Source organism: Variovorax sp. PCZ-1 (assembly GCF_018413605.1).
Lineage (GTDB): Bacteria > Pseudomonadota > Gammaproteobacteria > Burkholderiales > Burkholderiaceae_C > JANMDU01.
Window position 1 is genome coordinate 1,126,348 of sequence record NZ_JAHCDN010000001.1, and the last position, 20,755, is coordinate 1,147,102.

General features: G+C 55.5%; 21 protein-coding genes. 14 read left to right on the forward strand and 7 right to left on the reverse strand.

Translation table 11 applies throughout. From position 1 onward, the window contains the following. Positions 1-48: 48 nt before the first annotated feature. Both KIH26_RS05525 and KIH26_RS05530 read right to left on the reverse strand, forming a co-directional pair. Entirely contained in the window at positions 49-468 is a 420-nt protein-coding gene (locus tag KIH26_RS05525; RefSeq protein ID WP_213443222.1) for a GNAT family acetyltransferase, read from the reverse strand. Then, the gene (locus tag KIH26_RS05530) at positions 468-1,766 is read right to left on the reverse strand and encodes an O-acetylhomoserine aminocarboxypropyltransferase (RefSeq protein ID WP_213443224.1); all 1,299 of its coding nucleotides are present in this window, start codon (positions 1,764-1,766) and stop codon (positions 468-470) included. The genes KIH26_RS05525 and KIH26_RS05530 overlap by 1 nt, the downstream gene beginning before the upstream one ends. A gap of 80 nt (positions 1,767-1,846) precedes the next feature. Here KIH26_RS05530 and KIH26_RS05535 point away from each other — a divergent pair, with 80 nt between their 5' ends. Together KIH26_RS05535 and ybaK are read left to right on the forward strand one after the other, a co-directional pair. Continuing rightward, a complete protein-coding gene (locus KIH26_RS05535) occupies positions 1,847-2,290 on the forward strand; it encodes a CBS domain-containing protein (protein WP_213443229.1) in 444 nt (147 codons plus the stop codon). Positions 2,291-2,395: 105 nt separating this feature from the next. Continuing rightward, positions 2,396-2,887, forward strand: coding sequence for a Cys-tRNA(Pro) deacylase (ybaK, locus tag KIH26_RS05540; protein ID WP_213443234.1), 492 nt, complete (start codon positions 2,396-2,398; stop codon positions 2,885-2,887). Here ybaK and KIH26_RS05545 read toward each other — a convergent pair. Then, on the reverse strand, positions 2,884-3,660 hold the full coding sequence (locus KIH26_RS05545) for a class I SAM-dependent methyltransferase (protein WP_213443235.1): 777 nt from the start codon (positions 3,658-3,660) through the stop codon (positions 2,884-2,886). The genes ybaK and KIH26_RS05545 overlap by 4 nt on opposite strands. On the opposite strand from KIH26_RS05545, the gene gloB reads away from it, so the two are divergent. The 3 genes from gloB to dnaG all read left to right on the forward strand — a co-directional run bounded on the left by gloB (position 3,659) and on the right by dnaG (position 7,987). Further along, a complete protein-coding gene (gene gloB, locus KIH26_RS05550) occupies positions 3,659-4,441 on the forward strand; it encodes a hydroxyacylglutathione hydrolase (RefSeq protein ID WP_213443238.1) in 783 nt (260 codons plus the stop codon). The genes KIH26_RS05545 and gloB overlap by 2 nt on opposite strands. Beyond that, the gene (locus KIH26_RS05555) at positions 4,438-6,006 is read left to right on the forward strand and encodes a transglycosylase SLT domain-containing protein (protein WP_213443239.1); all 1,569 of its coding nucleotides are present in this window, start codon (positions 4,438-4,440) and stop codon (positions 6,004-6,006) included. Before gloB ends, KIH26_RS05555 begins: the two co-directional genes overlap by 4 nt. Before the next feature lie 88 nt (positions 6,007-6,094). Then, entirely contained in the window at positions 6,095-7,987 is a 1,893-nt protein-coding gene (gene dnaG / locus KIH26_RS05560; RefSeq protein WP_213443241.1) for a DNA primase, read from the forward strand. A gap of 376 nt (positions 7,988-8,363) precedes the next feature. Here the strand turns inward: dnaG and KIH26_RS05565 are convergent, their stop codons facing one another. Together KIH26_RS05565 and yedA are read right to left on the reverse strand one after the other, a co-directional pair. Next, a complete protein-coding gene (locus tag KIH26_RS05565) occupies positions 8,364-8,825 on the reverse strand; it encodes an SWIB/MDM2 domain-containing protein (RefSeq protein ID WP_213443243.1) in 462 nt (153 codons plus the stop codon). 174 nt (positions 8,826-8,999) lie between these two features. Beyond that, a complete protein-coding gene (gene yedA / locus KIH26_RS05570) occupies positions 9,000-9,950 on the reverse strand; it encodes a drug/metabolite exporter YedA (RefSeq protein ID WP_213443245.1) in 951 nt (316 codons plus the stop codon). Between the two features lie 86 nt (positions 9,951-10,036). Between yedA and KIH26_RS05575 the strand changes: the two genes are divergently transcribed. The 3 genes from KIH26_RS05575 to KIH26_RS05585 all read left to right on the forward strand — a co-directional run bounded on the left by KIH26_RS05575 (position 10,037) and on the right by KIH26_RS05585 (position 12,028). Continuing rightward, positions 10,037-10,585 carry an Lrp/AsnC family transcriptional regulator gene (locus tag KIH26_RS05575; RefSeq protein WP_213443252.1) on the forward strand — a complete coding sequence of 183 codons (549 nt, stop codon included), beginning with the start codon at positions 10,037-10,039 and terminating at the stop codon, positions 10,583-10,585. A gap of 9 nt (positions 10,586-10,594) precedes the next feature. Further along, positions 10,595-11,110, forward strand: coding sequence for a ribonuclease E activity regulator RraA (gene rraA / locus KIH26_RS05580; RefSeq protein WP_213443254.1), 516 nt, complete (start codon positions 10,595-10,597; stop codon positions 11,108-11,110). 288 nt (positions 11,111-11,398) lie between these two features. Beyond that, on the forward strand, positions 11,399-12,028 hold the full coding sequence (locus KIH26_RS05585) for a DUF4272 domain-containing protein (RefSeq protein WP_213443255.1): 630 nt from the start codon (positions 11,399-11,401) through the stop codon (positions 12,026-12,028). Between the two features lie 229 nt (positions 12,029-12,257). On the opposite strand, the gene KIH26_RS05590 is transcribed toward KIH26_RS05585, so the two are convergent. Then, complete coding sequence (locus KIH26_RS05590; protein ID WP_213443257.1) at positions 12,258-12,650, reverse strand: Mth938-like domain-containing protein; 393 nt, start codon at positions 12,648-12,650, stop codon at positions 12,258-12,260. A gap of 92 nt (positions 12,651-12,742) precedes the next feature. Here KIH26_RS05590 and KIH26_RS05595 point away from each other — a divergent pair, with 92 nt between their 5' ends. Together KIH26_RS05595 and KIH26_RS05600 are read left to right on the forward strand one after the other, a co-directional pair. Further along, the gene (locus KIH26_RS05595; RefSeq protein ID WP_213443258.1) at positions 12,743-14,026 is read left to right on the forward strand and encodes a pyridoxal phosphate-dependent aminotransferase; all 1,284 of its coding nucleotides are present in this window, start codon (positions 12,743-12,745) and stop codon (positions 14,024-14,026) included. Between the two features lie 38 nt (positions 14,027-14,064). Then, entirely contained in the window at positions 14,065-15,405 is a 1,341-nt protein-coding gene (locus KIH26_RS05600; protein ID WP_213443260.1) for a homoserine dehydrogenase, read from the forward strand. A gap of 379 nt (positions 15,406-15,784) precedes the next feature. On the opposite strand, the gene KIH26_RS05605 is transcribed toward KIH26_RS05600, so the two are convergent. Continuing rightward, the gene (locus tag KIH26_RS05605; RefSeq protein WP_213443262.1) at positions 15,785-16,339 is read right to left on the reverse strand and encodes a restriction endonuclease; all 555 of its coding nucleotides are present in this window, start codon (positions 16,337-16,339) and stop codon (positions 15,785-15,787) included. Between the two features lie 286 nt (positions 16,340-16,625). Between KIH26_RS05605 and KIH26_RS05610 the strand changes: the two genes are divergently transcribed. The 4 genes from KIH26_RS05610 to KIH26_RS05625 all read left to right on the forward strand — a co-directional run bounded on the left by KIH26_RS05610 (position 16,626) and on the right by KIH26_RS05625 (position 20,725). Further along, positions 16,626-17,060: a hypothetical protein gene (locus tag KIH26_RS05610; protein ID WP_213443264.1), complete on the forward strand. Its 435-nt coding sequence runs from the start codon at positions 16,626-16,628 to the stop codon at positions 17,058-17,060. Between the two features lie 111 nt (positions 17,061-17,171). Continuing rightward, a complete protein-coding gene (locus tag KIH26_RS05615; RefSeq protein ID WP_213443265.1) occupies positions 17,172-17,624 on the forward strand; it encodes a GyrI-like domain-containing protein in 453 nt (150 codons plus the stop codon). Positions 17,625-17,637: 13 nt separating this feature from the next. Then, positions 17,638-18,579, forward strand: coding sequence for an AraC family transcriptional regulator (locus tag KIH26_RS05620; protein WP_213443267.1), 942 nt, complete (start codon positions 17,638-17,640; stop codon positions 18,577-18,579). Between the two features lie 85 nt (positions 18,580-18,664). Then, the gene (locus KIH26_RS05625; RefSeq protein ID WP_213443269.1) at positions 18,665-20,725 is read left to right on the forward strand and encodes an NADPH-dependent 2,4-dienoyl-CoA reductase; all 2,061 of its coding nucleotides are present in this window, start codon (positions 18,665-18,667) and stop codon (positions 20,723-20,725) included. Positions 20,726-20,755 lie beyond the last annotated feature (30 nt).

The following is a 20,755-nucleotide window of genomic DNA, read 5'->3' on the forward strand; positions in this document are numbered from 1 at the left end:
GCGAAATGCTACCAAATCGGTAGCATTTCCTTTTTGTGGTGCACGCCTTTAAATGTCAGCTATCAAGCGCTTGCCTAAGCTGACGACTTGATCTTGTTGGTATCCCAAACTGTTGTAGAACGCAATCACAGTGGCATTGCTGCTACGAATCTGCAAATTGATCTTCGGGCAGCCACGCGCCTTGAGCGCTTCTTCGCCCCAGCGCATGAGCGTGCTGGCGTGGCCTTTGCGTTGATGAGCAGGCGAGACGGCAAGGTAATTTACCCAGCCGCGATGACCTTCGTAGCCAAACATGGCGCTGGCGATGAGTTCACCGTCTTTGATGCCTACTACAAACAGCTCTGGATGAACTGTGAGTTTGCGGGCAATGTCTTTATGCGGATCGTTCCATGGGCGGGTGAGCTCACACGCTTGCCAGAGCGCGACGACAGCCGCTTCGTCTGAGGCTTGAAAAGCGCGAATCTGCATCAAGCCGCCTTCTCAGCAGCTTTCAAAGCCCGCTTCAAATCGTCGATCAAATCATCGGCATCTTCCAAGCCGATGGAGAGGCGTATCGTGCCGGGGCCGATGCCTGCGCCAGACAGCGCATCGTCTGTCATTCGGAAATGGGTGGTGCTGGCGGGGTGGATCACTAGGCTGCGGCAATCGCCGACGTTAGCTAAGTGGCTGAACACTTTGAGCATTTCGATGAATTTTTTGCCTTGCTCGCGGGAGCCTTTCATGTCGAAGCTGAAGACGCTGCCTGCGCCGCGCGGCAAGAGCTTTTGCGCCAGCGCGTAGCTCGGATGCGATTCGAGCATGGGATGGCCGACTCTGCTGACGAAGGGGTGGCTGGCCAAGAATTGCACGACTTTTTCTGTGTTGCGGGCGTGTTGCGCCATGCGTAGCGGCAGTGTCTCGATGCCTTGCAGGATGAGCCAAGCGGTGTGGGGGCTCATGCAGGCGCCGAAATCTCTCAGACCTTCGCGGCGGGCGCGCAGGAGGAATGCGCCCACGGTGGATTCTTCGGTGAAGACCATGTTGTGGAAGCCTTCGTAGGCCTCGCTGAGTTCGGGGAATTTGCCAGATTTCTCCCAGTCAAATGAGCCACCGTCAACCACGATGCCACCAATCACTGTGCCATGGCCGCTTAGGAATTTGGTGGCCGAGTGATACACGATGTCTGTGCCATGCTCGAAGGGTTTGATGAGCCAAGGGGAGGTGAGGGTGCTGTCAACGAGCAATGGCAAGCCTGCTTCATGCGCTATTTGCGCGACGGTGGGAATGTCGAGCACATCCATGCCGGGGTTGCCTACGGTTTCGCCAAAAAGCAGTTTGGTATTCGGGCGGATCGCGGCTTTCCAGCCATCGATATCACCGGGCTTCACGAAGGTCGTATCTATGCCGAAGCGCCTCAGCGTGTAGTGCAGCAAATTCTGACTGCCGCCATAGAGCGCAGTGGAGGCGACGATGTGCGAGCCTGCGCCCATGATGGTCGCTATTGATAAATGCAAAGCCGCTTGGCCAGAAGCGGTGGCAATCGCGCCGATGCCGCCTTCCAAAGCCGACACACGCTGCTCCAGCACCGCATTGGTCGGATTGCTGATGCGGCTGTACACATGCCCGGCGCGCTCTAGGTTAAAGAGCGAAGCGGCATGCTCGCTGGATTCAAAGACGAAGCTGGTGGAGAGGTGAATCGGCACGGCGCGTGCGCCCGTGGCGGGGTCAGGCGCTGCGCCTGCGTGCAAGGCGAGGGTGTCGAAACCGGGATCAGAGTAGCCGGGCATGGGTTTTCCTAGTGACAAGGATGCGGAGAGGTTCGTACTATTGTGAGCTATATTTGAGTCAGTTCAAGAGGAGAGAGTCCATGAAAGTCAGTGATATTTTGCGTGTGAAGGGTGGCACGCTCTACACCATCACCCCCGAAGACAGTCTGCAAACCGCCATGAACATGATGGCCGAGAAAGACATCGGCTCCCTCGTGGTCATGAGCCATGGCCTCGTGGTGGGCATGCTCACTTTCCGCGAGGTGATTTTGGCTGTGAATAAAAATGGTGGTGTGGTGGGCACGACCACGGTGTATCGCGCGATGGACGATGGCCCGCTGATCTGCACACCCGCCACCGAGCTCGATGAAGTGCGCCGCATGATGCTGGAGCGCCACGCCCGCTACATGCCCGTGATCGACAACCGCATGCTCATGGGCGTGATCAGCTTCTACGATGTGGCGAAAGCTGTTGTGGATGCGCAGAATTTTGAGAACAAGATGCTCAAGGCCTATATTCGCGATTGGCCTGAGCAAGAAGGCTAATCCCTCCGTTCGGCCTGAGCTTGTCCAAGGCTCTTGTGAACCTCAAACCATGCGTTTCGACAAGCTCAACGCGAACGGAAAAATGACTGTGATCAGCTAGATTTCATGTCCAAGAAATCCCACATCTCTGAAACACCTGCTACTGCTTTGCTCAAAGCGAACAAGATTGAATTCACCGAGCATCCTTACGAATACCTAGAGCTTGGCGGGGCAAACCATAGCGCAGAAGTGCTGGGGCAGGATCCGTTCATTGTGGTGAAGACTTTGATCATGCAAGACGAAGCGGCCAAGCCATTGGTGGTGCTCATGCATGGCAACCGCAAGGTAAGCACGAAGAATTTGGCGCGGCAGATCGGGCGCAAATCGGTGGAGCCTTGCAAGCCGGAGGTGGCTAATCGGCATTCTGGGTATTTGGTGGGCGGCACATCGCCTTTTGGTACGAAGCGAGAGATGCCTGTATATATCGAGCAAACGATTTTGGAATTGCCGCGCATTTTTATCAATGGCGGGCGGCGGGGCTACTTGATCAATATCGATCCGCAGGTTTGCGTCAAGCTTTTAAGTGCACAGCCCGTGAACTGCGCTCTCGAAGATTAATTGCCTTTTGAGGTGGACTGAGCGCTTGGGCTCGCCGCACGCGGCGCAACTGACACCGGCGCTGTAGCCCGCTGCGGCACTTTCTTCCAGCTCGGGCTGATCATGCGCATGCCTTGCACGCGCTTCACGGCCACCACGCAATAGGCCGCGCCCAAAATGGGCCAATAGCGTTTGCCTAAAGCGTTCATCCATTCCATGCGAGAGAGCCAAGCCTCCGAGCGATGAGCAGGCTGCCAAAGGCCGAAATTGCTGGATTCGACTTCAAAGCCCAGCAGTTTGAGCCAATCGCGTAGCCGCCAGTAGCCCAAAAATTCGCCAGAATCAGGTAAATACAGCTTGCCCATGCCAAAGCGCTCATAAAACCGCTCGCGCTGCTGCTTCCATCCCCACAGACTCGTCGGATTGAAGCCGCAAATCACCACGCGACCTTCTGGCACGAGCACACGCGCGGCCTCGCGCAGGCTGGCGTGGGGATCGAGGCTGTGCTCGAGCGCATGCGGCATCACGACCAGATCAAGGCTGGCTTCGCGAAAAGGCAGGGCCTCAAAGTCGCAATGAAATTGCACCTCGCTGGCCAAGTCACGGTCTGCCTGCCATTGATGCGGCATGCGATTGGCTTGCAGTGCAAACACCCGTGGCATGCCCAATTGCAAGGCATGGTAGCCAAACACATCGGCCACAGCAGCGTCCAGCTGCGCCTGCTCCCAGGCGAGGAGTGTTTGGCCAGGAGGCGTTTCGAGCCAAGTTTGCAAATTTATAATGGAATCACTCATGGAATTAATCGCGCTGCCTGCCTTCACTGATAACTACATCTGGATGATCCATGATGGTGCGCAGGCCGTGGTGGTGGACCCAGGCGATGCGCTGGTGGTGAAAGCTGCTTTGCAAGAGCATTCTCTCCAACTTGCGAGCATTCTACTGACGCATCATCATGCTGACCATACGGGTGGTGTGGATGAGCTGCGGCAAGCTACAGGTTGCCAAGTGATAGGGCCAGCGTTTGAGAAGATGCCTGAGCCTTTGCAGCGCGTCTCAGGTGGCGAGCTTGTTCAGGCGATGGGGCATACTTTCAAAGCGATGGATGTACCTGGTCACACGGCTGGGCATATTGCTTATTACTGTGATGCTTTTGAAGGCAAGCCGCTGCTCTTTTGTGGCGACACACTCTTTTCTGGCGGTTGCGGCAGGCTGTTTGAAGGTACGCCTGCGCAGATGCTTGCTTCGCTCGATAGCCTTGCTGTGCTGCCGGGCGAGACGCGGGTTTGCTGCACGCATGAATACACGCTCTCAAATTTACGCTTTGCCCGCACCGTTGAGCCTGATAATCAGGAATTGGCGCAATATGAGCAGCAATGCATCACTTTGCGTGCAAATCATCAATTCACCCTGCCCAGCAGCATTGCGCTGGAGCTTGCCATCAACCCTTTTTTACGCAGCCGCTTGAACTCTGTGAGGCAAGCGGTGTCTCAATTCGATCCTCAATTACTGCCCTCCGTGGCCGATGACGCAGCATGCTTTGCAGTGCTGCGCGAATGGAAAAACCAATTCAAATGAAGTTATCTCTGCTCTCACAAACGCTTCGCATCAGTCTTGCGCTTTTTGCTTTCTCCATCACTTTAGTAGCCGCTCAAACGCAGGCCACGCTCCCAGTGCCCGCCCCGGTATCTGATGCCAAGCCAGTGGACGTGAGCAAAACCCCCAAAGAGGCGGATCGTGCGCCGGGGCAACAAGCTGCGCCCGCTGTGCAAACCCAAGAGCCCTCAGTGCTCATTGACAACTCCACACCGATCACCGCTACAGCTGTCTTCGTACAACCCCAAGTGCATGCAGACCTGTGGGCGCGTATTCGCTCTGGCTTCGGAATGCCGGATTTGAACGATCAATTCGTCTTGAGCCAAGAGCAGTTCTATGGCAGCCGGCCTGAATACATCACGCGCATGACAGCGCGCTCCAGCAAATACCTTTATCACATCGTCGATGAACTCGAACGCCGCCAAATGCCAATGGAGTTGGCCTTGCTGCCTTTCATTGAATCTGCTTTCAATCCACAAGCGGTATCTAGCGCGAAGGCTGCAGGCATGTGGCAGTTCATTCCCAGCACAGGGAAATTTTTTGATCTGAAACAGAATGCCTTTCGTGATGATCGCCGTGATGTCTTGCAATCGACGCGCGCTGCTTTAGATTATTTGCAAAAGCTCCAAGGCATGTTTGGCGATTGGCATTTGGCTTTGGCTGCCTATAACTGGGGCGAAGGCTCCGTAGGCCGTGCGATCAAAAAGAACCAGGCCGCGGGCTTGGGTACCAGCTATTCTGATCTGAATATGCCTAATGAGACGCGCCAATACGTGCCCAAGCTACAAGCCATGAAAAACATCGTAGCTGATCCAGGCCGCTTCAACGCTCAGCTTCCTAATATTGCCAATCACCCTTATTTCCAATCCGTGAATCTCTCGCGAGATATGGATGTGCAGCTTGCAGCGCGCTTGGCCGAGATGAAGGTGGAAGATTTTCGCGCTTTGAATCCATCGGCCAACAAACCCGTGATGCTTGCCTCGGGCACACCGCAAATTTTGCTGCCTTGGGACAACGCCGATGTGTTCATGCGCAATCTGCAAAGCCATCGCGGGCAGGCCGCCACATGGACAGCTTGGCGTGTACCTGCCACCATGAAAGCGGGCGAAGCGGCCAAGCGTTTTGGTATGGCTGAGGATCAGTTCCGCAGCATCAACAATATTCCCCCGCGCATGCTGATCAAAGCGGGCTCCACCTTGCTCGTACCACGGGGTTCGTCGCAGCTCAATCAAGATGTCTCGGCGCAAGTGGCCGATAACGCACAAATTTCTCTCGCACCCGAGATCGTGCTGCGACGCGCTTCCGTGAAAGCCCGCAAAGGTGATACCGTTGCCAGCATTGCACGGCGATACAACGTGAGCGCGGCTCAAGTGGCGCAGTGGAACAAAGTGAGCGCGGGAGCTGCGCTCAAAGCCAATCAAGCGGTGGTGATGTATTTGCCAGTGAAGGCCAAAGCCAAATCGGTCACCCGAGCTAAAGCTAGGAAGCTTGCGGCCAAGGCTGCTCCTGCTAAGAAAGCTCCAAGCGTTGTGAAGAAGCGCCGCTGAAGTTTTCTATTAAGAAAATAGCACGCCGCCGGCGTAGATACTGCGCAAACAGCTATTGAATTAATAGCAGTCTACACTTTGCCGTGATATGGCCATTCCCACCAGTTTCATTCAAGAGCTCGTCGCCCGCGCAGATGTGGTCGATGTGGTGGGGCGGCATGTGCAGCTCAAAAAGGGCGGTGCGAATTTTATGGGGCTGTGCCCCTTTCATGGCGAGAAGTCTCCCTCATTCAGCGTGAGCCCGACCAAGCAGTTTTATCACTGCTTTGGCTGCGGCAAGAATGGCAATGTGCTCAGCTTCATGATGGAGTTTCAGGGCATGAGCTTCATCGAAGCGGTGAAAGATCTCGCGCAGAGTATGGGCATGCAAGTGCCTGAAGACGAGCGCAGCCCGCAGGAGCGCGCGCGCGATGCACAGATGCGCACAAGGCAGGCGAGCCTGAGTGATGTGCTTGCCAAAGCTGCTGAGGGATATCGCAAGCAGCTCAAGGGTAGCGAACGTGGCGTGAATTACTTCAAAGGGCGTGGTCTCTCGGGCGAGATCGCGTTGAAATATGGCTTGGGCTATGCACCTGAGGGCTATCGCTTTCTTGCTGGTGTGTTTCCTGATTACGATGATCCGCTGCTGGTAGAAAGTGGCATGGTGATTGAGCGTCTGGAAGACGACAACGACCCCAATTCAGAAAAACGCAAATACGACCGCTTCCGCGATCGCGTGATGTTCCCCATTCGCAATGTGAAGGGCGAGACGATTGGCTTCGGTGGCCGCGTGCTGGATAAAGGCGAGCCCAAGTATTTGAATTCGCCCGAAACGCCCGTCTTCAGCAAAGGCCGCGAACTCTATGGCTTGTTCGAAGCACGCGAGAGTTTGCAAAAAGCCGGCTATGTGCTCGTCACCGAAGGCTACATGGATGTGGTGGCGCTGGCGCAGCTGGGCTTTCCCAATGCGGTGGCCACGCTGGGCACGGCGTGTACGCCGGATCATGTGCAAAAGCTGTTTAGGTTTACCGACAGCGTGGTATTCAGTTTCGATGGCGATGGAGCAGGGCAGAGAGCTGCTATCAAAGCTTTGAACGTGGCGATTCCCTTTGCCACAGACACCCGTAGCATCAAGTTCCTCACCTTGCCGAAAGAACACGATCCAGACAGCTACATCCGCGAGCATGGCACCGAGGCTTTCCTGCGTTTCGTTGGTAGCGCCAAGCCGCTTTCTGTGGCCTTGATTGATACGGCGCGTGAGGGTCTGGAGATCGATACCGCAGAAGGCCGCGCGCACATCGCTGCGAATGCCAAGCCGATGTGGACTGCATTGCCAGAAGGCACGCTTAAAAAGCAGTTGTTGCGCGAGCTGGCGAATCTTGTCGGCATTGATGAACGCGAGTTGGCAGACCTTTGGAAGCCCGCTCCCACGCCCTCGTATAACAAATCAAATTCAGGCGAGCGCTATCAAAAAGGAAGCGCTTCGCGCAGTCAATACGCCGGCGAGAGCAACTTTTCTTCAGATAAATTCAGTAGAAAAAGCTTCGGTAGCCCAGCCACCAGCCGCATCCCGGGCAGCCCTGTAGGCCGCAACACCCCGCCCAGCCGTGCAGACCGTTTGCTGCAAATCACCTTGCTAGAGCCGCAAACTTGGGAGCAACTCACTGCCGCCGATCATCACATGCTCTGCGATTTGCCAGCACCTTATGGCGCGGCGTTTGCGTGGCTAGACACCCAAAGCCAAGAACACGGCCCCCAGCCTTGGGCTGCTCTCTCTATCGCTCTGCAAGGAACAGCTCACGACGCTTTTCTACGCAAGCTGGTGCAATCCATCCCCGAGACGATTGAAAACGATCCACAAGAGCTCGCGAGCATCATGAAAGAGCTACGCAGGAAGTCCATGCAAGATCGAAAAGCTGAGCTCTTGCAGCGCGCAAGCTCTGATCCTGCTGCTTACGAGGAATACAAGCAGCTCTTAGCGCAAGAGGCTTCTGAGAAGTAGTTCTTTGCAGTGGCTGGCGGGATCGCATGATCTGCACGTTTTGCTCCGTGTCCTCCGGCGGCGTTGAGTATTTATTTTCCTCCGGTGCGAGAGTTTCGCCGCCTCCTCCTTTACCTACGCAAAACGCACAGACCACGCGATCTGTGCGGTGTTTTTAGCGATCTTAGAAAAGACCATTCGCAGCCATCGACATGGCGTATCCACCGCAGCGAAATAAAGGGGGAGGCACGCGCGTAGCGCCAGCCGGGGGACATTCGCGGAGGTGGGTGCGCCGTGGCGATGGCGAGCTCAGCAAATATCAAAACACCAAAACACCAAAACAGCAGACAACAAAAAACCGCCCGAAGGCGGTTTGTAGCTTCACAGCAAGAGTCAATTACTTGACGTGCTTACCGATCAGGCCGGCCATCTCGAACATGGAGACTTGGGCTTTGCCGAAGACTTCTTTGAGCTTGGCATCTGCATTGACCATGCGCTTGTTCAGCTTGTCTTGCAGATTGTTTTTCTTGATGTAAACCCAGAGCTTGGAGACGATCTCGGTGCGTGGGATGGGGTTAGAGCCCACCACAGCGGCCAGAGCGGCGCTAGGGGTCAAAGCCTTCATGAAGGCAGCGTTAGGCGTGCGCTTCTTTGCTGGGGCTTTTTTAGCAGCAGCTTTCTTAGCTGGTGCAGCCTTTTTAGCAGGAGCAGCTTTCTTCGCTGGAGCAGCCTTCTTAGCAGGCGCTTTCTTAGCTGCAGCTTTTTTAGCTGGTGCAGCTTTCTTGGCCGGTGCGGCCTTCTTCGCGGGAGCTTTCTTTGCAGCAGCTTTTTTAGCTGGAGCTTTCTTTGCAGTTGCCATGATTGATGATCCTTATAGAGTTAATTAACTTGTCTTCGGATGGTCACCTTGCGGCTTTCACACGTTGACAGAGCGGATGCTACTGTAAAAATAGCATTTCCTCCAGTGAAAAATGCATTTTTACGTGAGGAAAAACGCGAATTCCCCTCTGGAGCCGCAAAAAATCTGCTTAGCTCACTTTTTCGGAGCATCTTCGGAGTGTGTTTTTAAGCGCGCCGCGAAGAACATCAACACCCCAAACAAGATCACCGCGCAGGCCAGCCACTCGTTTTTCTGCACCACTTCACCACCCAGCCACACCCCTAAAAACAGCGCGATCACGGGGTTAACGAACGCATAACTCGTCGCCAACGCAGGCGAGACATTTGCAAGCAGAAACAGATACGCACTGAAGGCAATGAGCGAGCCAAACACGATGAGATAGCCCCAACCGAGCAGCGCGCGAGTATCAAGTGGCCAAGAAATTTTTTCACCCAATACGAGAGAAAAGAGGAGCAACACCGCGCCACCACACAACATTTCACTCGCAAAGCCTATGGGCCCCGGCGCGAGCGGCAGCTTGGTGGTTTGCAGCACAGAGCCGATTGACCATGAAAGCGTGGCGCCAAACATGGCCAGCAAGCCTACGGTGGATAAGCCAAAACTCTTACCTTGCACGAGCAAAATCACGCCGCCAAAGCCGATCAACATGCCGATAATTTCGAGCTTCGAAGGCCGCTTGCCAAAGGCCAAACCGATCAGCGCTACCATCATCGGCACGATGGCAATGAAGGTGGCAATCAGCCCTGAGCCAATCGTTTGCGAGGCTACGCCCACCAACCCCATGCCGCCGCCGAGCATCAATGTGCCCACAATGAGTGCGTTGCGCCAATACCACGGTTGAGGTGAAGATGGGGTGCTCTCTTTTTGGAACTCCGGCACTTTTTCTCCTCTGAGCTTCAGAAACAGCATGAGCAAAACGCCCGCCACGACGAAGCGCGAGCCCATTTGGAAAAACGGTGGAAAGCTCACGAGCGCGAAGCGAATGGCCAAATAGGTGGAGCCCCAGACGAGATACACGGCAGCGAGCGCGGCGGCGATCAGAGCGGTAGATGGTTTGTGGAGTAGAGCAGTGGTGCTTGTCATGCATCAATTGTCGCAAGCTGCAGTTCATCACACCATGCATGATTGAAGTTAAGATGAAAACATCACCTTGAAATCGAAGGCAATCCATGCTCAGCACAGAGAATTCAGAAATCGATAGCTACGACACACGCATCCTCGCCGAGCTGCAGCGCGATGCCCGCATCTCCATGAGCGAGCTTGGACGGCGCGTGCATCTCTCCCAGCCCGCCGTGGCAGAGCGCGTGAAAAAGCTGGAGATTTCTGGCGTGATCACTGGATACCACGCTGCTGTGAATCCCGCGCGCCTCGGCTACGGCATCCGCGCCTTGGTGCGCGTAGGGCGGGCCGATTACGCCACTGTGCTGAGGCGCGTGGAGCAATCGCCCGAGGTGATCAATGCGTTTAACGTCACAGGTGAAGACAGCTGGACGCTAGAAATCGCGGTGCAAGATGTGTCGCATCTGGATGAAGTAGTCACAAAATTCTGCTTGCTCACCGAAACTTCAACGAGCATCATCTTGAATGCCCCAAGAGAAAATCACGCCCTGCAGCCCGTGCGCCTCGTGCGCAGCGCGCAAGGCAATCCTGCAAAGAATTTAAGCAAAAAACGGCCAGTCGCCGGCGTAAAATCTGCGCGAAGTGCTATTAAAAAGTGAGTAATTATCATGACGCTATCTGTATGTGACCTATGCGATACCCATGAGGCTGAGTTCGCCGGCAGCAATTCCAAGCAGCTGCGCATTCTTCCTGATGTGTACAAAAGCTATGGCGGCAAGATGAGCTTTCATGGCCAAGCCCACACGCTGCGCTGCTTTGAAGACAACTCCCGCGTGCGCGAAGCCGTGGCGCAGCCGGGTCAATTGAATGGGGTGGGCAGAGTGCTCGTGATCGATGGCGGCGGCATGACCCGCCGCGCCTTAGTCGGAGGCAACCTCGCTGTGACGGCTGCGAAAAACGGCTGGGCAGGCATCTTGGTGCATGGCGCAGTGCGCGATATCGCGGAGCTACGTGTTGCGTCTCTCGGCATCAAGGCTCTGGCGCTATGTCCCTTGCGGACGGATAAGCGCGGCTTGGGCGATGCAGGTGTCCCCGTCATGATCTCCGGCCATCTCGTGCAACCGGGAGATTGGGTGTATGCGGATGAGGATGGGGTGCTGATCTCTTCAGTCGCTTTGCACTGAGGTTTTTCTCTTCCTGCTGCGCTTCGCGTCTCGCTCGACCCGCTCGCCTGCTCCGTGACGTGCCCGAAAAAGCCGATGCCTTTCTTGTTGGGCGCTCTTGCCCGCAAGCTCTAAGCTGCGATCATTTGTAGCGATCCGAGCTTGGTTGGCCGCGCTCGACTGAGTAAGGCTCGTCTTTTTCAGACCCATCACGCATCTAGAAACTGCATGCGATCAATGCCAAAACGCACAGTGCGTGTGATGTAATCAATGATAGTACTTGCTACTTGGTGAATTGAGTTAAATGATATGAATCCTTCCGACATTCGAGCTGAAACAATCCGCCGATTTGCAAATTGGCAAATCAAAGCAAATGAAAACTTACCTCTTATTGAGTCATTGACCGATTTACAGCCCAAATCGAGTGCACAGGTTGCAGCTCGAGCTACTGCGGCTGGCTACTTAGCAGCATTCTGCTTTGGTGCACCGGCAGAGAAAGTACACAAAGACATCATGTGTTTTCAGCTTTGGGAGCATCTCAGTGCTGAAGAACAATCCCTTCTATCCAATCCTGATGCCGATGGTCAATCGAAAGCATCCCACGGCTGGCTCGTAGAAGCCATTCAGTTCATGGCGTGGAGCCTAGGCTTGGTGACACTAGACAACTTTGCCCAATGTAGCGATGACTTGTCCAGTCATTTTTCAAAAGCTGGAACCGATCCAAGCCAATTTATAGCCAGCGCACGGTTACGGCCCTTGAGCGAGTTACTTCAAGAAGCAGACACGCTGTATATGCTTCATTGGTATGCAGTCGAAGCAAGTCTGCAAGGAACGCCAGATAAACGTATTTTGCTCCCACGAATTAGTTTCAGGCGACATGCAGCAGATTGGATTGTTGGTGTGGCTGACCAGTGGGATGACATATCCTTGGATACCTAGTCAAGCAACTGGATGCCAGCCTGCAACGACGCTCCTACTCCTCACCAGCTTCGTGACGTGCCCAAAAAAGACGAGGCCTTTCTCAGTCGAGCGCGGCCAGTCAAGGCAATAACGCTACAAAAGATCGCAGCTTAGAGCTTGCGGGTAAGAGCGCCCAACAAGAAAGGCATCGGCTTTTTCGGGCACGTTACGGAGCAGGCGAGCGGGTGGCGTGAAAGCGAAGCAGTCTTCAATCTGCCAAAAACACACCCAACACATGCCGCCCTTCGCCCGCCAGAATGTTGTAAGTCCGGCAAGCGGCCAAAGTGTCCATCGTCTCTAGGCCAATTCTCGCCTGCATGAGCGCGCGCTGATGTGCAGGCGAAGGAAAGCGGAGTTTGCTGCCGCTGCCGAAAACGACGAGTTCGGGCTTGAACTCGGCCAGTTGCTCGAAATGCTCGGCGGTGAGTTGATCGAAGGAGATGCCCGGCCAATCTAGCCTCTCTCCATGTGATCCGATCATGAAGGAGTGGGTGAGTTTCTCTTGCTGAGGCTGCCCATCGACGAAAAAACCGACGCTGACCCAGCCGGGGCCGTAGCCAGTGATGACTTGGGTGTCGGCTTTATCGGGTTGAAGTTTCATGAATCTAGGTGCTGCGGTGCACAAAAAGTAGGCGGGATTGTGGTCAAATTATAGGTTTTCAGTGTTCCGAAACACCCTCGGAGGGGTAAGCGATGAAAACGATCAACAAATCTGCCAAATTAGCCAATGTGCTTTACGACGTGCGCGGGCCCATTGTGGACGCGGCCAAGCGCATGGAGGATGAAGGCCAGAAGATCATCAAGCTCAATATTGGCAACCTCGCGCCCTTTGGCTTTGATGCGCCCGAGGAGATTCAGCAAGACATGATTCGCAATCTGCCCAATTCGGCGGGCTACTCGGACAGCAAGGGCATCTTCGCCGCGCGCAAGGCCGTGATGCACTACACGCAGCAGCAAGGCATTGCGGGCGTGACGCTTGATGATATTTACCTTGGCAATGGCGCCAGCGAGCTGATCGTGATGGCGGCCAATGCGCTGCTAGACAATGGCGACGAGCTGCTCGTGCCTTCGCCGGATTACCCGCTGTGGACGGCGGCCACCTCGCTCTCCGGCGGCAGCCCCGTGCATTACCAGTGCGATGAAGACAATGGCTGGATGCCGAATTTGGCTGACATTCGCGCCAAGATCACGCCGCGCACCAAAGGCATTGTGGTGATCAACCCGAACAATCCGACGGGTGCTTTGTATAGCGACGAGCTTTTGAAAGGCATCATCGAGATCGCGCGTGAGCATGAGCTGGTGTTGCTCGCCGATGAGGTGTATGACAAGGTGTTGTATGAAGGCGTGAAGCACACCGCTTTAGCTAGCCTTTCAACAGCCGTGCTCACGCTCACCTTCAATTCCCTCTCCAAAGCCTACCGCTCCTGCGGCTATCGCGCGGGCTGGATGATCATCTCGGGTAACAAGACGATTGCCAAAGATTTCATCGAAGGCCTGAACATGCTGGCCAATTTGAAGCTTGGTTCGAATGTGCCCGGCCAATACGCGATTCAAACCGCGCTTGGCGGCTACCAGAGCATTCACGATCTCACGAAAGAGGGCGGCCGCCTGCGCCGCCAGCGCGATCTGGCCTATGAGCTGATCACCGCGATTCCCGGCGTGAGCTGCGTTAAGCCCGAGGCGGCGCTGTATATGTTTCCCAAGCTCGATCCGAAGATTTACCCGATTGAAGACGATCGGCAATTCTTCCTTGAGGTGCTCAAAGAGACGCGCGTGATGCTCGTGCAAGGCACAGGTTTCAACTGGAGCGCGCCCGATCATTTCCGCATCGTCTTTCTGCCGCATGAAGATGATCTGCGCGAGGCGATCAACCGCTTGGCCAAGTTCTTTGAGAGCTATCGCAAGAAACATGGTACGGATGGCTTGGCTGCATCTTCCAAAGCATCTGCTATTAAATTAGTAGCTGCTCGCGCATGATTTATGCCGGCGATCGGCACTTTTTCCTTTAAATTCACATGAAAAACATACAAGTAGGTCTTCTCGGTATCGGCACAGTCGGCAGCGGCGTGTTCGCTGTGTTACAGCGCAATTTTGATGAAATCCAGCGCAGAGCAGGGCGCGGTATTGAGATCACGATGGTGGCGGATTTGGATACGGCGCGCGCTAAGCAAATCGTGGGCGACAAAGTTCAGGTGGTGAACGATGCGCGCGCCATCATCGCCAATCCTGAGATTGACATCGTGATCGAGCTGATCGGCGGCTATGGCATTGCCAAGGCGCTGGTGTTAGAGGCCATTGCCTCTGGCAAACACGTCGTCACAGCCAACAAAGCTTTGCTCGCCGTGCATGGCAGCGAGATTTTCCAAGCGGCGCAGGCCAAGGGCGTGATGGTGATGTTTGAAGCGGCTGTGGCCGGCGGCATCCCCATCATCAAATCGCTGCGCGAAGGCTTGACTGCGAACCGCATCCAGTGGATCGCCGGCATCATCAACGGCACAACGAATTTCATCTTGAGCGAGATGCGCGACAAGGGGCTTGATTTCAGCGTGGTGCTCAAAGAAGCGCAACGCTTGGGCTATGCCGAGGCAGACCCGACCTTCGACATCGAAGGCGTGGACGCAGCCCACAAAGCCACCCTAATGGCCTCCATCGGTTTCGGCATCCCCGTGCAGTTTGACAAAGCGCATGTGGAAGGCATCACCGCGCTCACCGCGACTGACATCAAATACGCCGAGCAACTGGGCTATCGCATCAAGCTCTTGGGCATCAGCAAGCGCCGTGAAGCTGCTGATAAAAGTGTGCTGGGCATTGAACTGCGCGTACACCCCACGCTTATTCCCACGAAGCGCCTGATCGCCAACGTCGAAGGCGCGATGAATGCCGTCGTGGTGAATGGTGATGCAGTAGGCACCACTCTGTACTACGGCAAAGGCGCAGGCGCCGAGCCCACCGCCAGCGCGGTGATCGCTGATTTGGTAGACATCACCCGCATGCAAAGCGCCACCGCCGCGCAGCGCGTCCCCGCGCTCGCCTTCCAACCCGGCAGCATGAGCGCCATGCCCATCCTCCCCATGAGCGACGTGATCACCAGCTACTACCTGCGCCTCCGCGTTGCAGACGAGGCTGGCGTGCTCGCAAAAGTCACAGGTTTGATCGCCAACGCAGGCATCAGCATCGACGCCGTGCTTCAGCGCGAAGCAGACGAGGTGAGCGGCGACGGCGGCAACCAAACCGACCTCATCATCCTCACGCACGACACCACAGAAGGCACGATGAACGCCGCGCTCGCTCAAATGCAAGCCCTGCCCACCGTACTCGCACCGATTGTGCGGATTCGCAAGGAAGAGTTGGCTTGAGATTAATTGGGGTCAGAACCCAATTAATTTAATTCTTGAAGCTTTTTGGGCAGTTCGCACGCATGTTTGCTGCGCGGAGTGCTACTGAATTCATAGTAACTCACCGTTTACCCTGAGCTTGTCGAAGGGTTTTGGTGTGCTATGCGCTTCGCTCCGCCCGCTCGCCTGCGTCGTACCATCGGGCAGTTGCCTCATAAATTTTTTGAAAACACACGCGATTGAGGCAACGAAAATCTAAAGCTGGTCTCCGCGCGCCTTCCAAAAAAATTCTGATTCAACCGCCCAATGGTTTCCGCTGGAAATGCGGCTGGTTAACGTTCAAGCAATGCGTTATATCGTTAGCGCTCCACTTAAGAAAGGCAACTTTCAGTGGTCTTTGCTACCCTGGTTGTTCAAGGAATTTTTCCATTTCAAACGGCATTCGTGAGCTAAGCAACTGCGGAAAAATTAATTCACCGCTCGGGTTGGCTGCATAAAAGAAGCCTACGTAGTCGTCTGCATCGTCAGGTATATAGATTTCTCTACCAGATGCACTGTTCATGATGTAAGCAGCTTGGCCGTTAATGATCTGCACGAGCGCTATCTTGTGAGCAGATGCGTATTCGATTGCGCCGCTTTGGAAGTCTGATGTTGCGACAACCATGGCTTTATGCGCACCAACCGCCTGCTGCTTGTCGTGTAAGGCTTGGAGAACCTCGCGCTTAATCGGATTCTTATGTTTCTTGCATTCAACAATTACAAGGAAGTCAGCGCCGCCTAAAGCTTTGAATCGTGCGGTTACATCGAATGTGTACTCTCCATCCAAGCCTTGAATTTGATCAAGGTGTGCAGTCTTAAAGTGATCTAGCGTATGCCCTGTTGATGACAGCCACTTTTTCACAAGCAGCTCAAACTGGCTTGGGGTGATAGTGGAGACTGCCGGAAAGCGCTTCATATGTCAGTACGAGTAGGTTTGGTAAGGCGAGTGTTTAAAGTTCCATGCCTAGCTTGGGTGAGGTCCACAATAAATAGTTAGATGTAGTGTAGATCTCAATTAGACACGTATATTCGTCTTGCTGGGTGGGCGTTTAAGCATTTGTTCGGAAGCCATAAGGCCGCAACTAAAGTTCAATCGCCTTAGTCGCGGTTTTCGAAGTGATTTGCGTCATGACAAAGCCACTTTCATCATGCTATCGTCACAAACAGTCGCCAACCTCAAAGCTCTTTGAAAAAATGCATTCATGAAATTTCGCCCATTCCTCGTTACTGTGTTGTTGATGCTTTCTTTGGCGCTCACCGCATGCGGCCGCAAAGATCCGCAAACGGCGTTGGAAGCTGCTGTGCAGAAGCTGCAAACAAACCTAGAAGCCAAGGACACCAGTGCGGTGATGCAACAACTTGACCCGAGTTTTCAGGCTCAGGCGGAGTTTGATGGTGAGTGGGCGCGCAAGACGATGACGCTGATGTTTTTGCGCTATGCCAACGTGAAGGTGATCGCTGTGAGTCAAACGAGTGCCGTTAACCCGGCCTCGCAAAAGCCTGGCGTGACGGAGGCGAAGATTTTGGTCACTGGGGCGCAGGGTTTGATTCCCGAACGGGCTGAGCCATTCGATGTGCGCTTGGAGTGGAAGCTCGTGTCTGGCGAGTGGAAGTTGGCGGCTATCAGGTGGGAGTGAGCGCGCGCGGGGCGAGATACTCAGCTCGCAAGTCAGGGCTGAAGACCGCAACCAAAGTTCAATTGCCTCCGATACAGTCTGGCTCATGTTCAATTGATTCAGGAGAAACCGATGAGCCCAGAGGTTAAAGAGTTTTCAGCATTTGCTGTGCAAGGTTTGCAGGTGCGCACGACGAATGCGGCGGAGCAGACAGCTGAAGCCAAAATTGGGGCGCTTTGGGGGCGGTATTTCAGCTCTCCAGGGGCTGGAGCCTCTGCGGTGTATGGTGTGTACAGCGGCTATGAGGGCGATTGGACGGGGGCGTTTGATGCGATGGCGGGCAACGAAGTTGCGATGGGCGCTGCGCCCCAAGAAGGCCGAGTGATCGTGCAGGTTCAGGGCGGCCAGTATTTGGTGTTTCGCGCCAAGGGCGCGATGCCGCAGGCCGTGATTGAGGCTTGGGGGCGGGTGTGGCAATACTTTTCTGCATTACGTACCGATTGGCAGCGCTGCTACGCGACAGATTTTGAGCAGTATTTGAGCGCGGATGAAGTGGCGGTGTGTATTGGGGTGAAGCCGGTTTGATCGGCTGATGGCTATGAGCGGATTTTTAGCTGACGCGAACCCAAGCCACGAGACGCGAGAGGTGACGCTCCAGGCTTGGCGCACGCGCGTGCAGCGGGTGACGGATTGGTTGGTGGATCACCTCGATCAGCCTTTTGATCTGGATCGCATGGCGGAGCTGGCGCATTTCTCGCCTTATCACTTTCATCGCGTCTATACCGTGGTGATGAATGAGCCGATTGCTGAGACGATGCGGCGGATGCGGCTGCATCGGGCAGCGGTGATGCTGGCCACCACTGATAGAGCTGTGCTGGCGATTGCGAAGAAGGCGGGCTATGGCAGTGTGCAGGCGTTTGGGCGTGTATTTCGCGATGCCTATGGTTTGCCGCCAGCACAGTATCGGCAGCATGCGGTGAATTCGTTGGCTTTGATTAAGCAGAGTGCAAAGCAAGGAGCAAATATGAAAGCGACTTTTCCTTCCGGCTTGGGCGCATCGCCTGAGCAAGCAGTGCAGATCGTCTCGCTCACGCCTGTGCGCGTGGCTGCGCTGCCGCATGCTGGAAGCTACAACAGCATTGGCGATAGTTTTCAGAAGCTCACGGCTTGGGCGATTGGGCGCAATCTCTTCGGCGCGACGACGCAGATGTATGGCATCTATTACGACGATCCAGATTCCAAGCCTGTGCATGAGCTGCGCAGCGATGCTTGCATCAGCGTGCCAGAAGGTTTTTCGCTGACTGCGCAAGACGCGCCTTTTCACATCACACAGACGAGTGGCGGGCGCTGCGCGCGAATGGTGTTTACCGGGCCGTATGCGGAGCTGCACACAGCTTACTCTTGGCTTTACTACGTTTGGCTGCCAGCAAGCGGTGAGGAGCCGGGCGAGCAACCGCCGATTGAAGAGTATTTGAATGATCCGCGCAGTGTGCCGCCTGCGCAGTGGCAGACGGCGATTTCGATTCCCTTAGCGGATTAACCCTAGGCGCGACTAGGTAGCATGCCCTAGCGATCTGTCGCTTGATTGCTGGGCGGCGCGTTCAAGCGCACCTATGATGTGCGCCATGAATTCAAATACGCCTCACTCACTGTATCCGCGCCTGCTCGCCCCTCTCGATCTCGGCTTCACCACGCTAAAAAACCGCGTGCTCATGGGCTCGATGCATACCGGGCTGGAAGAGGGGCGAGATTTGAGCCGCTTGGCGGCTTATTTCCGTGAGCGGGCTGAGGGCGAAGTGGGCTTGATGGTGACGGGCGGCTTTGCGCCGAATATCGCGGGCTGGACGAAGCCTTTTGCGGGCACGCTTTCTACATCGCGCGCGGCGAAGCGCCATCGTGTGGTGACGGATGCTGTGCATGGCGCGGGCGGCAAGATTGCGCTGCAGATTTTGCACACGGGGCGCTATGCCTATCATCCGCTGGCTGTGGCTCCCTCGCGCATCAAAGCACCGATCGCACCGTTCACACCGTTTGAGCTATCGAGCAGCGGCGTAGAGCGGCAGATCAAAGCCTTCGTCAACTGCGCTCAGAAAGCTAGAGACGCGGGCTACGACGGTGTGGAGATCATGGGCTCGGAAGGTTATTTCATCAACCAATTCCTCTCCAAAGCCACGAATCAGCGCGATGACGAATGGGGCGGCGATTACTCGAATCGCATGCGCCTGCCGGTGGAGATCGTGCAGCGCACACGCGAGGCGGTGGGCAAAGATTTCATCATCATCTATCGGCTCTCGATGATTGATCTGGTGCCAGGTGGCAGCAGTTGGGATGAGATCGTCACGCTAGGCAAAGCCGTGGCCACGGGCGGCGCGAGCATCATCAACACGGGCATTGGCTGGCATGAAGCCCGCGTGCCCACGATTGCGACCAGTGTGCCGCGCGCAGCCTTTGCTTGGGTGACGCAGAAGATGAAGGCGGAGTTTGCCGCGCAGGGCATCACTACGCCGCTGGTGACGAGCAATCGCATCAACACGCCCGAGGTGGCGGAACAGGTGCTGTCTGATGGTTGCGCCGATATGGTGTCGATGGCGCGGCCCTTGCTGGCTGATCCGGATTTTGTGAAGAAGGCGCGGCTCTCGCAGGCCGATCAGATCAACACTTGCATCGCTTGCAATCAGGCCTGCCTCGATCATGCGTTTAAAAACAAGCTGGCGAGCTGCTTGGTGAACCCGCGTGCTTGCCACGAGACAGAGTTGGTCTATCGCCCCACGGTGGCTAAAAAGCGCGTGGCCGTGGTGGGCGCAGGGCCTGCGGGCTTAACGGCAGCAACTGTGCTCGCAGAGCGCGGGCATGCGGTGAGTTTGTTTGACGCTGCTTCTGAGCTGGGCGGTCAATTGAACATGGCGAAGCAAGTGCCAGGCAAAGAAGAGTTTCACGAGATGCTGCGCTACTTTAAAAAGCGTGTGGAAATCACCGGCGTGGATTTGCAATTGGGCAAACGTGTAGCGGCTGTTGACGTGAAAGATTTTGATGAGGTGATCATCGCCACGGGCGTGCTTCCGCGCGATCCGAAGATTGCGGGGCAGGATCATCCGAAAGTGCTGAGCTATATCGAAGTGCTACGTGAGAAGAAGCCTGTTGGCAAGCGCGTGGCCATCATCGGCGCGGGCGGCATTGGCTTTGATGTGGCGGAGTTTTTGGTGACGGATGGGCATTCGACCACGACGAATTTGAAAGAGTGGCAGGCAGAGTGGGGCGTGACTGACCCTGCTGCAGTTGCTGGCGGCTTGGCTGCTGCTGGCCCGCAAGTGGAGCCCCCTGCGCGGCAAATCACACTCTTGCAGCGCAAAGATGGCAAGCTCGGCGAAAACCTCGGCAAGACCACGGGTTGGATTCACCGCACCGCGCTCAAAATGAAGCAAGTGCGCATGATGGGCGGCGTGAACTACGAGCGCATCGGCGATGAAGGCTTGATGGTGAGCGACGGCGAAAAGCGTGAGAACCAGCGCTGGATTGAGGCCGATACCATCGTGCTCTGCGCGGGGCAATTGCCGCTGCGCACTTTGGCGGATGAACTGCAAGCCTTGGGCAAGACGGCGCATGTGATCGGCGGAGCGAAAGAGGCTGGTGAACTGGATGCGAAGCGGGCGATTGATCAGGCGGCGAGGCTGGCTGCGACTCTGTAAGCCAGAACCCTCAAGCTTTTACAATACTGG

Excerpts from the sequence above, each read along its gene's own strand:
- KIH26_RS05525 (WP_213443222.1), bottom strand. The coding sequence starts at position 468 with ATGCAGATTCGCGCTTTTCAAGCCTCAGACGAAGCGGCTGTCGTCGCG.
- KIH26_RS05530 (WP_213443224.1), bottom strand. The coding sequence starts at position 1,766 with ATGCCCGGCTACTCTGATCCCGGTTTCGACACCCTCGCCTTGCACGCA.
- KIH26_RS05535 (WP_213443229.1), top strand. The coding sequence starts at position 1,847 with ATGAAAGTCAGTGATATTTTGCGTGTGAAGGGTGGCACGCTCTACACC.
- ybaK (WP_213443234.1), top strand. The coding sequence starts at position 2,396 with ATGTCCAAGAAATCCCACATCTCTGAAACACCTGCTACTGCTTTGCTC.
- gloB (WP_213443238.1), top strand. The coding sequence starts at position 3,659 with ATGGAATTAATCGCGCTGCCTGCCTTCACTGATAACTACATCTGGATG.
- KIH26_RS05545 (WP_213443235.1), bottom strand. The coding sequence starts at position 3,660 with ATGAGTGATTCCATTATAAATTTGCAAACTTGGCTCGAAACGCCTCCT.
- KIH26_RS05555 (WP_213443239.1), top strand. The coding sequence starts at position 4,438 with ATGAAGTTATCTCTGCTCTCACAAACGCTTCGCATCAGTCTTGCGCTT.
- dnaG (WP_213443241.1), top strand. The coding sequence starts at position 6,095 with ATGGCCATTCCCACCAGTTTCATTCAAGAGCTCGTCGCCCGCGCAGAT.
- KIH26_RS05565 (WP_213443243.1), bottom strand. The coding sequence starts at position 8,825 with ATGGCAACTGCAAAGAAAGCTCCAGCTAAAAAAGCTGCTGCAAAGAAA.
- yedA (WP_213443245.1), bottom strand. The coding sequence starts at position 9,950 with ATGACAAGCACCACTGCTCTACTCCACAAACCATCTACCGCTCTGATC.
- KIH26_RS05575 (WP_213443252.1), top strand. The coding sequence starts at position 10,037 with ATGCTCAGCACAGAGAATTCAGAAATCGATAGCTACGACACACGCATC.
- rraA (WP_213443254.1), top strand. The coding sequence starts at position 10,595 with ATGACGCTATCTGTATGTGACCTATGCGATACCCATGAGGCTGAGTTC.
- KIH26_RS05585 (WP_213443255.1), top strand. The coding sequence starts at position 11,399 with ATGAATCCTTCCGACATTCGAGCTGAAACAATCCGCCGATTTGCAAAT.
- KIH26_RS05590 (WP_213443257.1), bottom strand. The coding sequence starts at position 12,650 with ATGAAACTTCAACCCGATAAAGCCGACACCCAAGTCATCACTGGCTAC.
- KIH26_RS05595 (WP_213443258.1), top strand. The coding sequence starts at position 12,743 with ATGAAAACGATCAACAAATCTGCCAAATTAGCCAATGTGCTTTACGAC.
- KIH26_RS05600 (WP_213443260.1), top strand. The coding sequence starts at position 14,065 with ATGAAAAACATACAAGTAGGTCTTCTCGGTATCGGCACAGTCGGCAGC.
- KIH26_RS05605 (WP_213443262.1), bottom strand. The coding sequence starts at position 16,339 with ATGAAGCGCTTTCCGGCAGTCTCCACTATCACCCCAAGCCAGTTTGAG.
- KIH26_RS05610 (WP_213443264.1), top strand. The coding sequence starts at position 16,626 with ATGAAATTTCGCCCATTCCTCGTTACTGTGTTGTTGATGCTTTCTTTG.
- KIH26_RS05615 (WP_213443265.1), top strand. The coding sequence starts at position 17,172 with ATGAGCCCAGAGGTTAAAGAGTTTTCAGCATTTGCTGTGCAAGGTTTG.
- KIH26_RS05620 (WP_213443267.1), top strand. The coding sequence starts at position 17,638 with ATGAGCGGATTTTTAGCTGACGCGAACCCAAGCCACGAGACGCGAGAG.
- KIH26_RS05625 (WP_213443269.1), top strand. The coding sequence starts at position 18,665 with ATGAATTCAAATACGCCTCACTCACTGTATCCGCGCCTGCTCGCCCCT.